This window comes from Pseudomonas emilianonis, from assembly GCF_023072625.1.
Lineage (GTDB): Bacteria > Pseudomonadota > Gammaproteobacteria > Pseudomonadales > Pseudomonadaceae > Aquipseudomonas > Aquipseudomonas paraveronii.
In genome coordinates this window covers 1-12,536 of the sequence record NZ_JAKNRV010000145.1, presented here as the reverse complement: position 1 = coordinate 12,536, position 12,536 = coordinate 1, and the positions used below count along the sequence as shown (strand labels likewise).

Annotated in this window: 14 protein-coding genes and 1 pseudogene; 14 read left to right on the top strand and 1 reads right to left on the bottom strand. The window is 60.4% G+C overall.

The window, feature by feature from the left end; translation table 11 throughout:
- The 13 genes and pseudogenes from L9Z73_RS15855 to L9Z73_RS15795 all read left to right on the top strand — a co-directional run.
- Positions 1 to 149: pseudogene (locus tag L9Z73_RS15855) on the top strand (hypothetical protein); the annotation flags it as partial.
- 68 nt (positions 150 to 217) lie between these two features.
- Entirely contained in the window at positions 218 to 1,036 is an 819-nt protein-coding gene (locus L9Z73_RS15850; protein WP_247402651.1) for a substrate-binding periplasmic protein, read from the top strand.
- 9 nt (positions 1,037 to 1,045) lie between these two features.
- Positions 1,046 to 1,408, top strand: a complete 363-nt coding sequence (locus L9Z73_RS15845) for a DUF4398 domain-containing protein (protein ID WP_247402648.1) — start codon at positions 1,046 to 1,048, stop codon at positions 1,406 to 1,408.
- Positions 1,405 to 2,220: an OmpA family protein gene (locus L9Z73_RS15840; RefSeq protein WP_247402644.1), complete on the top strand. Its 816-nt coding sequence runs from the start codon at positions 1,405 to 1,407 to the stop codon at positions 2,218 to 2,220. The genes L9Z73_RS15845 and L9Z73_RS15840 overlap by 4 nt, the downstream gene beginning before the upstream one ends.
- 204 nt (positions 2,221 to 2,424) lie before the next feature.
- Positions 2,425 to 3,864, top strand: coding sequence for a PLP-dependent aminotransferase family protein (locus L9Z73_RS15835; protein WP_005790467.1), 1,440 nt, complete (start codon positions 2,425 to 2,427; stop codon positions 3,862 to 3,864).
- Between the two features lie 104 nt (positions 3,865 to 3,968).
- On the top strand, positions 3,969 to 4,460 hold the full coding sequence (locus tag L9Z73_RS15830) for a translation initiation factor 2 (RefSeq protein WP_247402642.1): 492 nt from the start codon (positions 3,969 to 3,971) through the stop codon (positions 4,458 to 4,460).
- 162 nt (positions 4,461 to 4,622) lie between these two features.
- Positions 4,623 to 4,877: a YkgJ family cysteine cluster protein gene (locus L9Z73_RS15825; RefSeq protein WP_247402639.1), complete on the top strand. Its 255-nt coding sequence runs from the start codon at positions 4,623 to 4,625 to the stop codon at positions 4,875 to 4,877.
- A 41-nt stretch (positions 4,878 to 4,918) separates the two neighbouring features.
- Entirely contained in the window at positions 4,919 to 5,524 is a 606-nt protein-coding gene (locus L9Z73_RS15820; RefSeq protein ID WP_247402636.1) for an START domain-containing protein, read from the top strand.
- A 103-nt stretch (positions 5,525 to 5,627) separates the two neighbouring features.
- A complete protein-coding gene (locus L9Z73_RS15815; RefSeq protein WP_247402633.1) occupies positions 5,628 to 5,864 on the top strand; it encodes a hypothetical protein in 237 nt (78 codons plus the stop codon).
- Positions 5,865 to 6,076: 212 nt separating this feature from the next.
- Complete coding sequence (locus L9Z73_RS15810; protein ID WP_003193463.1) at positions 6,077 to 6,418, top strand: ribonuclease E inhibitor RraB; 342 nt, start codon at positions 6,077 to 6,079, stop codon at positions 6,416 to 6,418.
- A gap of 449 nt (positions 6,419 to 6,867) precedes the next feature.
- Complete coding sequence (locus L9Z73_RS15805) at positions 6,868 to 8,277, top strand: circularly permuted type 2 ATP-grasp protein (RefSeq protein ID WP_247402630.1); 1,410 nt, start codon at positions 6,868 to 6,870, stop codon at positions 8,275 to 8,277.
- Between the two features lie 4 nt (positions 8,278 to 8,281).
- Positions 8,282 to 9,232 carry an alpha-E domain-containing protein gene (locus L9Z73_RS15800; RefSeq protein ID WP_247402628.1) on the top strand — a complete coding sequence of 317 codons (951 nt, stop codon included), beginning with the start codon at positions 8,282 to 8,284 and terminating at the stop codon, positions 9,230 to 9,232.
- A complete protein-coding gene (locus L9Z73_RS15795; protein WP_247402625.1) occupies positions 9,229 to 10,032 on the top strand; it encodes a transglutaminase family protein in 804 nt (267 codons plus the stop codon). The genes L9Z73_RS15800 and L9Z73_RS15795 overlap by 4 nt, the downstream gene beginning before the upstream one ends.
- Before the next feature lies 1 nt (position 10,033).
- Here L9Z73_RS15795 and L9Z73_RS15790 read toward each other — a convergent pair whose 3' ends face one another.
- Entirely contained in the window at positions 10,034 to 10,840 is an 807-nt protein-coding gene (locus tag L9Z73_RS15790) for a c-type cytochrome (RefSeq protein WP_247402623.1), read from the bottom strand.
- A 640-nt stretch (positions 10,841 to 11,480) separates the two neighbouring features.
- On the opposite strand from L9Z73_RS15790, the gene L9Z73_RS15785 reads away from it, so the two are divergent.
- On the top strand, positions 11,481 to 12,536 hold a 1,056-nt coding region (locus tag L9Z73_RS15785; protein WP_247402620.1), incomplete at its 3' end, for an acetyl-CoA C-acetyltransferase.

Here is a 12,536-nt window from a genome sequence, read left to right as displayed (position 1 = left end):
GCGCGATCCAGCATTTGGCCGGCATGAAAGACTCCAAGGTGATCGTGGCGATCAACAAGGACGAAGAAGCACCGATCTTCCAGGTGGCTGATTACGGCCTGGTGGCGGACTTGTTCGAAGCCGTACCTGAGTTGGAGAAGCTGGTCTAATCCAGTCGCTTCACTTATAAAGAGCCCGGTCTTGTGACCGGGCTTTTTATTTATCGGAGCACCTCGCCATGGAACTGCGCCCCTGGGCCGTACTGCTGGGTTTCACACTGTTGCTGCCGACCTTGTCGCTGGCCGCTGGCAAATGCGAGCGCCTGGTGGTGACCGGCAGCCCGGATGCGCCGCCTTTGCTCTGGCGCGACCCCCAGGACCCCACGCACCTGATCGGCGCCACCGCCGACATGCTGCAGCAAGTGGCCCAGGACCTTGGGCTGAAAATCGACCTGCTCTACGGCGGCACGCGCTCCCAGGCCTTGGATGAAGTGCGCAGCGGGCGCATGGATCTGCTGGCCGATGCGCCGTTGAATCTCGGCGAACTGGAAACCCTCGACTACATCCATCCGGCGCTGGTGCAGACCGATTATCTGGTCTGGACCCGCAAGGATTCGGCGCTGGCCTATACCACGGCCACCGACCTGCACGGCCACAAGGGCGCGGTGTCCGAACGGGCACGGTTGAGCCACGACTTTGAAACCTTCGCCGCCCAGCAATTGACCCTGCAACGCCTGCCCGCGTTAACTCCGGCGTTCCAGAAACTGCTGCTCGGGGAAGTGGACTACGTACTCGCTGGGCGTTACTCCGGCATGGCCATGGCCGAGACCCTGGGCATGAGCAATGACCTGATTGCCCACGACGTACCCGTCGATCAGCCTGGCCTGTACCTGGCGATTTCCCACAACTCCGCGTGCAATGATCCATGGCTGCGCGGACAGCTGGCGAAAAAGATGACAGAATTGTCCGGGTCTGATGTGGCGCAAGCTGCGCTGCAGCGCAATCTGGAGCGCTGGAAAGCGCAATTGCAACAACCCGTCGGCACCCCAACAAAGTAGGGATTTTCAGTGACTTTTCGACCTCTTTTAGCGGCACTCGCCGTCGTTGCTCTGGCGGGATGTGCAGCCGATCCTGCGCCGAATGAACAAATACGCCTCACCCAGCAAGCCTTGGAACAAGCCAATGCCGTGGGTGCCAACCCCGATGAATCGCCTGAGCTGAAACTGGCCGAAGGCAAACTCACCCAGGCCCAGGCCGACATGGCCGACCGGTCCTACAAGCACGCGCGCATGCAGGCCGAACAGGCCGAACTGGATGCACGTCTCGCCGAAGCCCAAGTGTTGACCCGCAAGAGCCAGGAACAACTGAACGTGCTCAATACCCGTATCACCCGCCTGCGTAAGCAATTGCAGTTGGGAGAAGCCCAATGAGCCCGATGATCCGTGGTTTGAGTTGTATCGTGCTGCTGGGCAGCGCGGCCCTGGGCGGTTGCGCCAGCCACCCGAATGGCGAGCAGGCCCTGCAACAGGCGGGCAGCGACTTCCAGAAGGTCAAGGAAGACGCCAATGTGCTGCGCTTCGCGCCCAAGGACGTGATCCGCGCCGGAGAGTCCCTGGCCCGTGCCGATCGCTTGTCCAGCTACTGGGGCAGCGGCGCCGACGTGGTGCATTACGCCTACCTCAGCCGGCGCTACAGCGCGATCGCCCGCGAACACACCGAGCAGGCACTCAACCAGGAACACGGTGCCAAACTCGAACTGGAACGCCAGCGACTGCAACTGGCCCTGCGTGAAAGCAAGCTGATCAGCGTGCAGCAGCAAGGCAAATGGCTCGAAGAACAGATCGCCAGCCTGGCCACCACCCAGACCGATCGCGGCTTGGTGATGACCCTGGGCGACGTGTTGTTCGACACCGGCGAAGCCGAATTGAAAAACTCGGCCAACCGCACCGTACTGAAAATCGTCCAGTTCCTGCAACTGAACCCCAAACGCATCGTGCGTATCGAGGGGTACACCGACAGCACCGGCGGCGAGCAGGAAAACCTCCAACTGTCCCGTGACCGCGCGCAATCGGTGGCCGATGTGCTGGTGGACCTGGGCATCGACGAAAAACGCATCCAAGTCGAAGGCTATGGCGACCAGTACCCGGTGGAGGCCAACGCCTCCGAGCGCGGCCGTGCGCAGAACCGGCGGGTAGAGATCGTATTCTCTGACGCAAAAGGCCAGCTCGGCGCCGCCCGCTAGGCGCCTGGCGCAAGCAAAAAGTGGGAGGAGGCTTGCTCCCACATTTTTTTCGGGTGTACCCGAAACTCCTCAGGCCACCCTTACAGTTTTTTCTATCACTGCCGCCCGCGCTCGACTATTGTGGCAACTGTCCCCGTACACTTCTAAACTGTGCTGGTATGTTTCACACAAAAATAAAATACCCGTGAAATCGAGTGCTGCGTCATGACCAATCTGTTGCTTTACCAACGTATCGCCCAGCAACTGGCTGAGGATATCCGGCGCGGTGTCTATCAACCGGGCGAACGCGTGCCCTCGGTGCGCAAGATGAGCTCCCAGCTCAACGTCAGTCATGCCACGGTGTTGCAGGCCTACGCCAATCTGGAAGATCAGGGCTTGATTCGTGCGCGGCCGCAGTCCGGGTATTACGTACACCAGACACCGGCGCTGACAGCGCCGACGCCGGATATCGCCCGGGTCGAGCGCCCGGGGTTGGTGACCCGCAGCAGCATCATTCAGCAAGTGTTGGTGGAGTCGCGGCGCGAAGGCGTATTCCCGCTGGGCGCGGCCGTGCCGAGTGTGGATTACTTGCCGGTACGTGCACTGCACCAGCAGTTGGCCAAGGTCACGCGCTTCCAGAGCCCACGGGCGTTCAGCTACATGTTCAGCCCAGGCTTCGAGCCGTTGCGCCGCCAGGTGGCGATCCGCATGCGCGATGCCGGCGTGGTGGTGGACCCTTCCGAAGTGGTGATCACCCACGGCTGCGTTGATGCGTTGCAGATGTCGCTGCGGGTGCTGACGCGGCCGGGCGACCTGATCGCCGCCGAGTCACCCACCTATTACGGCTTGCTGCAGTTGGCGGACCTGCTGGGCCTCAAGGTTATAGAGATCCCCAGTGACCCCGCCACCGGTATGAGCCTTGAAGCCCTGCAATTGGCCGCCAATCAGTGGTCGATCAAGGCCTTGGTGCTGACCACGCGCCTGAGCAACCCGTTGGGCGGCACCATGCCCGAGGAACGGCAGAAACAATTGCTGCGCCTGGCGTCGGATTTCGATATCCAGATCGTCGAAGACGATATCTACGGCGAACTGATGTTCGAGCTGGGTCGCACCAAAGCCCTGAAAGCCTACGATCGCCTTGATCGCGTGATTTATTGCTCGAGCTTTTCCAAAACCTTGTCACCCGGCGTGCGCATTGGCTGGATGATTGCCGGTAAGTATCAGCAGGAAATCCAGCGCTTGCAGATGTTCAGCACGCATTCGGCGTGCAGCGTCACCCAAATGGGCGTCGCCGCGTACCTGGAGAACGGCGGTTACGATCGGCACCTGCGTTACATCCGCCAGGAATATCGCAAGAACCTCAGTGCTTTCCAACTGGCGGTTCAGCAGTATTTCCCCGAAGGCACCCAGATGACCCGTCCGACCGGCGGTTTTATCCTGTGGGTCAGTTTGCCGGGGCGGGTCAATACCCAGGAACTGCATGTGCGTGCATTGCAACAGGGCATCAGCATCGCACCGGGGTTGATCTTCAGTAATACGGAACAGTTCAACCACTGTATTCGTCTTAACTGCGGCACGCCGTGGAACCGCGAGGCAGAGCGGGCGCTGATGACCTTGGGGATGCTCGCCAGTCAGTTATGCCAGGAGACCGCCGCCGGTTTTTGAGGTTCGCCAATCAGACAACTCTGATAGCTGGCTGATCACCGCGCTTGTCATGCTGCCCTCAACAAGCGAGCATATGGCCCTCTGCCGTTAATGCTGTTGGCAATATGACTTCTATTTTTCGCGCTGTTTTAGTGATTAGCCTGTTCAGCCTGAGTAATGTCGGCGCCACGCTGGCGGCAACGCCTGTGGTCAACCCCGCCCCGGCCGCGAGCACCGATCAGAAAACGCCCGCAAAAAAACCGACCCCGGCCAAAAAAGCCTCGGTCACGAACAAAAAAAACACGCCGGTAAAAAAACGCGCGCCGATTGCGAGCAAGTCCAAGTCCGCCCGTGAAGTGGCCCAGACCCAATTGCCACCGGCACAGTTGGATTTGTCCCTGCCCTCCGACATGGTCAGGCACTTGCAGCCCATCGGCAGCATGCCCGCGCCCAAAAACGTACCGTTGTTGCCGCCAATGTTTGGCGAGAAGCCGTCTGACAACAGTGCATTCCAGATCAACGGCCGCCTGCTCAGCAATGAGATGAGGCTGCAACTGCGTAACGAAGAACGGCGAGACGTGGAAGGCGCGGCGCTGGATTTCGAATTCAAGCAATAAACTTTTCCTACGTAGGTGACGTCGACACTCGACCATCTGTCGCAGACTGGTCAGTCACTTTTGTTTTCTGCGAAAAACCCCTGTTAGACCATTTTAAAACGGCTGTTTAAGGGCGTACTCTAGCCCGGCCATACCTATTGAGCCGTCGAGGACCTGCTGGTCATGAAATGCCGTGAAGGCTGTGGCGCTTGCTGCATCGCCCCCTCCATCAGTTCACCGCTGCCGGGAATGCCTCAGGGCAAACCCGCGGGCGAACGCTGTCTGCACCTGTCGGTCGAACACTTATGCCAGTTGTTCGGGCAACCGGAACGGCCGGCGGTGTGCAGTGATTTCAAGGCGGATATCGAGGTCTGCGGCACCGACCAGGCCGATGCGATCAGGTTGATCGGCTGGTGGGAGCAGATGACGGCGGCTTGATGGGCTTTACTATCGGAACTTCAACAATAAGGAATACAACAATGGGTTCGCTGAAACGAATGGCTGTGTTGTGCGGTTTTACAGTGTTATTTGCTGCCACTGCTCAGGCTGAGGATTGGCAAGTCGCCAAGGATGAAGACGGGATCAAGGTGTCGCTGAGCGAAGTCGCCGGTTCCAAGTACAAGGCGTATCGCGGTGTGACAGTGATCAAGGCACCCGTGGCCAAGATCGAGGCCTTGCAGCAAGATGCGGTCGGTGCCTGCGCCTGGATTCATGACTGCAAGTCGCAAAAACTGCTCAAGCTGGAAGGCGACAAGAGCTGGACTTACACCCAATTCAAGGCACCGTTCCCAGTGACCGACCGCGATTCGATCCTGGAAATCACCACGGCCAAGGCCGCCGACGGCAGCGTGACCCGCACCCTGCTGGAAGTGCCGACCTATCAGCCGGAAGTGAAGGGCTACGTGCGCGTGGCCCAGGTCGAAGGCTACTGGAAACTGGTGCCTAAAGGTGCCAATGAAACCGAAGTGACCTACCAGGTACACACCGAGCCAGGCGGCAGCGTGCCCTCGTGGTTGGCCAACAAGTTTGTGGTGGACGCCCCGTTCAACACCTTGAAAGCCCTGAAGGAACGCGCTGAGAAGTAAGCGCAGTTGATCCGGTGCCTGCGACCTTGAGTGGAACGTTTGCCGAACCCTCAAGGTCCAGATAGAAGTAAGCCCACACACGGGTTCTATCGAGGAGGCACCGATGCAAAATTGGCAGATTACCTTCGTTGATGATCACGGCGTGCAGTCCGTGGAGCGGTTCGCCTGCGACCGCAAGCCGAGCCTCGAGGATGCGGCACACATGATTCGCAACAAGCTGGTGCCGGTGGCCGCCGAACTGGACCTCAATGATCTGGACGGCCGCAAACCCGAACCGACGGTCAAGATCCTCAAAGACCAGAACAGTATCCAGATCCTCGACATCTCTCCCGCCGCCTGAACATTCCCTGTATGCCATTCAAGCGCCTCTGGTGGAGGTGATAGCTTCGCGCTACTCTGCAAGTGAGATCAGCGAATGAATCGCTAAGGTCTGGTCTTGTCAGCTACATGCTTGTTTTCCAGCGGTGATGTCATTGTCGTAGCCCCCGCGCCAGTACGGCGCCGGCTAGGGAAGCACGGAAAGTCTATCCATCGGTTTGAGGAGGACGTTTCATGAGCACAGCCTATCAAGAAGACATCAGCACCAACGTTCTGCGCCGCATGAAAGAGGGCGGCTTCGATTTTTCACGGTTCCACCCCATCGAGTTCTACGCCATTTTCCCGGACGAGGAACGGGCGCGCAGGGCTGCGGGTCGATTTCGTGGCGAGTCCCTGAATGCCCAGGTCAGCGCGCGCGACGATGGCGCCTGGTACTTGGAACTGAGCAAGATCATGTTTGCAACCTACGACGGCATAGGAGACTTCGAGCAAGACTTTGAAGCGGTGGTCGAGCCGCTGGGCGGGATCATCGAAGGATGGGGCGTCAAGCAGGAGGTGCGTGGGTTACCCATGTAGCAGTATGAGAAACACAGCGTATCGGCTGACCTTTGGGTCGGCCGATTTTGTTTGTGGCGTCTGAAAGCGGGCGAAACTTGCGCTGTATTTTCAGACAAAAAAAAAGCCACCCGAGCAGGGTGGCCGAAAGGGAAGACCGAAGGAGTCGGTCGGTACACGAGGGCACACGGTACCGATTGCGCGATGGATTGGGCTGTAGGACGGGTCCTGTTCAGCAGATGGTGGTGATTATCCGCAACGCTGGCCGGGCATTGAAATCAACTCTGGCTATGCTGTTGATAGTCAAAGCCCGCATTGTGATGAAGCGTGCGGCCGGACGCTGGGCATTCTACGCACCAGGATGGTGCTCTTAGCTCTCCGTTATTATTTAACTCACTGATTTTTAAGTGTTTATGCCGCTGGCACGGGCCTTGCGATGATTCTCGCGTCCGGGTGACAAGGAGTACGGCATGATCCGCACTTATTACGACGAAATGTACGATGGGGCAGGGCAGGTTCGCCCCCATTACCGCGAGTTCGCCCGCTGGTTGGCTGAAACCCCTGCTGAATTGCTGGCCCAGCGCCGGCGCGAAGCCGATTTGCTGTTTCACCGCGCCGGGATCACCTTCACCCTTTACGGAGATGAACAGGGCACCGAGCGCTTGATTCCCTTCGACACCATCCCGCGCAGCATTCCGGCCAGTGAATGGCGGATTGTCGAACGTGGCTGCATTCAGCGGGTCAAGGCGCTGAATATGTTTCTCGCCGACCTCTACCATGAACAACGCATCATCAAGGCCGGAATCATCCCCGCCGAACAGGTGCTGGCCAACGAGCAATATCAGTTGGCAATGCAGGGGCTGAATCTGCACCGCGATCTGTATTCCCACGTCTCCGGCGTCGATCTCGTTCGCGATGGCGACGGCACCTACTACGTGCTGGAGGACAACCTGCGGACCCCGAGCGGCGTCAGCTACATGCTCGAAGACCGCAAGATGATGATGCGCCTGTTCCCCGAGCTGTTCGCGGCCCAGCGTATCGCGCCGATCGACCATTACCCCAACTTGCTGCTCGACACCCTGAAAAGCTCGAGCCCCCTGGATAACCCGAGTGTGGTGGTACTGACTCCCGGGCGTTTCAACAGTGCGTTCTTTGAGCATGCCTTCCTTGCCCGGGAAATGGGCGTGGAGCTGGTGGAGGGCGCCGACCTGTTCGTGCGTGATGACCGCGTCTTCATGCGCACCACCGACGGCCCCAAGGCCGTGGACGTGATCTATCGGCGCCTCGACGATGCATTTCTCGACCCGCTGGCCTTCAACCCGGACTCCATGCTGGGCGTCCCCGGCCTGCTTGCCGCCTATCGTTCGGGCAACGTAGTGTTGGCCAACGCGATCGGCACCGGGGTGGCGGATGACAAGTCGGTGTATCCCTTTGTCACCGAGATGATCCGTTTTTACCTGGATGAAGAACCGATCCTGAAGAACGTTCCGACCTTCCAATGCCGTAAGCCCGACGAACTGTCCTACGTACTGGCTAACCTGCCGCACCTGGTGGTCAAGGAAACCCAAGGCTCCGGCGGCTACGGCATGCTCGTCGGTCCGGCCTCCAGCGCGGCGGAAATCGAAGCCTTCCGCGCCCGTATCAAGGCCAAGCCCCACGCCTATATCGCACAGCCGACCCTGTGTTTATCCACCTGCCCGACCTTTGTCGAAAACGGTATCGCTCCGCGTCATATCGACCTGCGCCCGTTCGTGTTGTCCGGCAAGGAAACCCGTGTGGTGCCCGGCGGCCTGACCCGCGTGGCCTTGCGCGAAGGCTCGCTGGTGGTCAACTCGTCCCAGGGCGGCGGCACCAAAGACACTTGGGTGGTTGAGGACTGATGCCATGTTGAGTAGAACTGCCTCGGATTTGTACTGGATGTCGCGCTACCTGGAACGTGCGGAAAACCTCGCGCGCATGCTCGACGTCAGCTATTCGCTGTCGCTGATGCCCCAGGACGGGCGCGGCGACGGTTTGCATGAATTGGCCATGCCGTTGTTGATCACCGGCACCCTGGAGGACTACCACGAACGCCACGGCGAACTGCACGCCGAGCGCCTGCTGCACTTTTTCGCGCTGGACGCGGCCAACCCGGCCAGCATCTACAGTTGCCTCGGCGCTGCGCGGGCCAGTGCCCATGCCGTGCGTGGGCGAATCACCGCCGACATGTGGGAAAACATCAACGCCACCTGGCTGGATATCCGTGATATCGCCCAGCAGGGCTTGAGCCGCTACGGCATGAGTCGGTTCTGTGAGTGGGTCAAGGAGCGTTCGCACCTGTTTCGTGGGGCGACCTACGGCACCATCATGCGCAACGATGCCTTCCGCTTTATCCGCCTGGGCACGTTCATCGAGCGCGCCGACAACACCCTGCGCCTGCTGGATGCGCGCTATGAAATGGCCGGCGACCAGGCCGAAGCGGTCAGCGATGGCACGGCCCACGCGTACTACCAGTGGAGTGCCTTGTTGCGTGCGTTGTCGTCGTTCGAGGCTTACACCGAGATCTACCGCGACGCCCCTGGCTCCCGGCAAGTGGCGGAGCTGTTGCTGTTACGTGCCGATGTGCCGCGCTCGTTGCGGGCCTGCAGCGAAGAGATCGACCAGATCCTCGCCAGCCTGCCCGGCCTCAACGGCCGCCCGGCCCAGCGCCTGGCCGCCGAAATGGACGCACGCCTGCGCTTTACCGCGATCGACGAAATCCTCGAGGAAGGCCTGCACGCCTGGCTGACCGACTTTATCCCCTTGGTCCGCCAGTTGGGCGACGCCATCTACAGTTCCTACCTGGAGGCGGCATGAGACTCTCCATCAGCCACGAAACCACCTACCACTACGACGATCAGGTGCGCGCAAGCATCCAGTACCTGCGTCTTACGCCCCACGACAGCGAGCGCCAGCACGTAATCAGTTGGCAATTGGACCTGCCGCGTCCGGTGCGCGCCCAGGTCGACCCGTTCGGCAATATCCTGCATGTGCTGACGATGGACGAGCCCCACGACGCCATCATTATTGGCGCCCGCGGCCAGGTGGATATCGACGAGTTGCGCGAGGCTGAGCACGAGAGCCAGTCAGCCTTCCCGTTCCTGCGCAGTACACGCCTGACCGAGCCTGACGAAGCCTTGCGTCGCTTTGCCGAGCAGCATTGCCATCAGCGCCGCGACCGCAGCGCCCTGATCGACCTGATGCACGCGCTCAACCATTCGATGGTCTACACACCTGGCGCCACCGAGGTCGACACCAGCGCCGCCGAGGCCTTCGCGGGGCGTGCGGGTGTCTGCCAGGACCACACCCACGCGTTCCTGGCCTGTGCGCGCAGCCTCGGGATTCCAGCGCGGTATGTGTCGGGGTATTTGTACACCGAGGACAGCACGCACCTGGCCAGTCACGCCTGGGCCGAAGCCTGGCTGGACGACGCCTGGTACAGCTTTGACGTGACCAACCAACTGGCGCGGCCGGAGCGCCACCTGAAACTGGCCGTGGGCCTGGATTATCTGGACGCTTGCCCGGTGCGCGGCATGCGTCGCGGCGGCGGGCATGAGCAGATGCATGCCAAGGTGTTTGTGGCGCCGACGCCGCTGGTTTTGGTGCAGCAGCAATAACTCAGGGCTGCTGCTTACGTCCGGCCATATGCTTCAAATACCCCACCAACAACGCTAGCTCGCTGTCGGGCAACACCCCGGCGGCGAAGGCCGGCATTTTCGCCTGGGGCCAGCGGCGCAGGCTTTGCGGGTCGCGGATATAGCGCTTGAGGAAATCGCCGCTGAAATATTCGGTGGGGTTGTAGGGAATGTTCAGGTCCGGCCCCACCTGGGCATCACCAGCCCCATTGAGGCGGTGACAGGCCATGCAGTTTTTCTGGAACAGCACAAAGCCTTGGTTGACCGGATCATCCGCACTCAGCTTCGGGTCGGGCAACAACGCCGGAAAGCGCTCGGCGACCGTCTGCAACTGCTTGATCCCGGCGATCTGGAACGGCCATTGCTCGGGGCTGATGTGCCCGGCCTGAGGGTTCGTCCACACCAGGTAGAACGGCCCGGCACTCGGTTTGCCCTCGGCCAGCGCGGGCCACGGCTGGGTGGGGTCTTCCACCGCCAGCCAGGCGCGGGCGCCGTGTGTTTCCAGCAAAGGTGCGGCGCTCAGTTCGGCGGCGAACCCATCGAGAGCAACGGCCTGCAGATGGTTTTCCGCCTGCAGACCCGGTAAGAGTACTGCCAGCGGGACTGCGCGATACGTCATGTTGCGCTTGTAGGAAACGTCATCAACGATATCCACCGTCTGTGCATCGGGGTGCTTGAGCAGGTCGGCGGTCTGCCAGGTCTTGCTGGCGTGGTCCAACTCAATGGTCAACTGCGCGGCGGCAGCGGGCAGGGCGAGGAACACGGCGAGGAGGGCGAGGATCGATTTCAAGAGGGAGGCCCGGTGCGAGAGGGAATGGCGCCTAAGATACCGGAAATTTCCCAGGCAAAACGGCAGCCCCTGCAACAGGACCGCTATTCGCAATGTCCCGGCAGGCGCTGCCAAAAACGGAAATCCTGATGCACAGAATGAGGTGTGTGATTCGTCAGCCAAGAACCTTGGTCAGGTTGGGCAGGATCAGAATCAGTGTGGTGGCGAACAGAATAAGTCCCGCCTGACGTACTTTCGAATGCTTGAACATGGCTGACTGCCTTTTGTTGTTATTCCTGAGCGTCAAATGCGTGCCGGTTTATTTCAGTATCGCAACGTGACGTGTCACTTTTCTTACGGTCGCTCCAGCAAAACCCGGCAGCAACTTCCTACTGAGTGAACCTTAGAGCCCTCGTTCTGCCTGGCTTAGATCCATTTCGTATCACCTGGTCGTATATTTTAGTTAAATAAGTATGAGGCCTATCGCCATCTTGACGCCAATGCCTTGGCTAGACCGCTAAAACGATTAATCAAAGGATTGCACTCACCCGCTACCGTTCGTCCGAGCGAGGGGGTCAAAAGCAATGAGCGCATCCGTCATTGAAACCGTGTCAATCGGGCCTAAGGTAAGGGCACACCTGCACAGCGGTTCGAGGACGTCATGACCCAAGCTTTGATCTTTGATGCGATACGCACGCCCCGGGGCAAAGGCAAGGCCGACGGTGCCTTGTACAGCGTCAAGCCGGTAAACCTGGTGGCGGGTTTGCTGACTGCGCTGGCCCGGCGCAGCGACCTCGACACCCGCCAGGTGGATGACATCGTCCTCGGCTGCGTCACCCCCGTGGGGGACCAGGGCGCCGACATCGCCAAGACCGCCGCGCTGGTGGCGGACTGGGACGTCAGCGTCGCCGGTCTCCAGGTCAACCGCTTCTGCGCCTCGGGCCTTGAGGCGGTGAACCTGGGGGCGATGAAAGTGCGCTCCGGCTTCGAGGACCTGGTGGTGGTCGGTGGCGTCGAGTCGATGTCCCGCGTACCCATGGGCAGCGATGGCGGCGCCTGGGTGCTCGACCCACAAACCAACCTGCACAGTCATTTCACGCCCCAAGGCATTGGCGCGGATTTGATCGCGACCTTGGAAGGCCTCAGTCGCCAGCACGTCGACGCCTTCGCCCTGCATTCCCAGCAGAAAGCAGCCAGGGCGCGCTCAGACGGTTCCTTCAACAAATCGCTGATCGCGGTGCAGGACCAGAACGGCATTGTGCTGTTGGACCACGATGAATTTATCCGTGCCGACTCCACGCTCGAAGGCCTGGGCAAGCTCAAGCCCAGCTTCGAGATGATCGGGCAGATGGGCTTTGACGCCACCGCACTGCGGGTCTACAGCCATGTCGAGCGGATCGACCACGTCCACACCCCCGGCAACAGCTCCGGTATTGTCGACGGCGCCGCGTTGATGTTGATCGGCTCGGAAGCCAAGGGCCGCGAGTTGGGCCTGCAACCGCGGGCGCGGATTGTCGCCACGGCGGTCACCAGCACCGACCCTACGATCATGCTCACCGGCCCCGCACCGGCCACACGCAAGGCGTTAGCCAAGGCCGGGCTTCGCGTTGAAGACATCGACCTGTTCGAGGTCAACGAGGCCTTCGCCTCGGTGGTACTCAAGTTCATCAAGGACATGCGCATCGACGCCGCCCGGGTCAACGTCAACGGCGGCTCG

What these genes read in the sequence shown, in the direction of transcription:
- L9Z73_RS15795 (WP_247402625.1), top strand. Translation starts at nt 9,229, where the DNA reads ATGAGACTCTCCATCAGCCACGAAACCACCTACCACTACGACGATCAG.
- L9Z73_RS15840 (WP_247402644.1), top strand. Translation starts at nt 1,405, where the DNA reads ATGAGCCCGATGATCCGTGGTTTGAGTTGTATCGTGCTGCTGGGCAGC.
- L9Z73_RS15805 (WP_247402630.1), top strand. Translation starts at nt 6,868, where the DNA reads ATGATCCGCACTTATTACGACGAAATGTACGATGGGGCAGGGCAGGTT.
- L9Z73_RS15820 (WP_247402636.1), top strand. Translation starts at nt 4,919, where the DNA reads ATGGGTTCGCTGAAACGAATGGCTGTGTTGTGCGGTTTTACAGTGTTA.
- L9Z73_RS15835 (WP_005790467.1), top strand. Translation starts at nt 2,425, where the DNA reads ATGACCAATCTGTTGCTTTACCAACGTATCGCCCAGCAACTGGCTGAG.
- L9Z73_RS15815 (WP_247402633.1), top strand. Translation starts at nt 5,628, where the DNA reads ATGCAAAATTGGCAGATTACCTTCGTTGATGATCACGGCGTGCAGTCC.
- L9Z73_RS15810 (WP_003193463.1), top strand. Translation starts at nt 6,077, where the DNA reads ATGAGCACAGCCTATCAAGAAGACATCAGCACCAACGTTCTGCGCCGC.
- L9Z73_RS15830 (WP_247402642.1), top strand. Translation starts at nt 3,969, where the DNA reads ATGACTTCTATTTTTCGCGCTGTTTTAGTGATTAGCCTGTTCAGCCTG.
- L9Z73_RS15825 (WP_247402639.1), top strand. Translation starts at nt 4,623, where the DNA reads ATGAAATGCCGTGAAGGCTGTGGCGCTTGCTGCATCGCCCCCTCCATC.
- L9Z73_RS15850 (WP_247402651.1), top strand. Translation starts at nt 218, where the DNA reads ATGGAACTGCGCCCCTGGGCCGTACTGCTGGGTTTCACACTGTTGCTG.
- L9Z73_RS15800 (WP_247402628.1), top strand. Translation starts at nt 8,282, where the DNA reads ATGTTGAGTAGAACTGCCTCGGATTTGTACTGGATGTCGCGCTACCTG.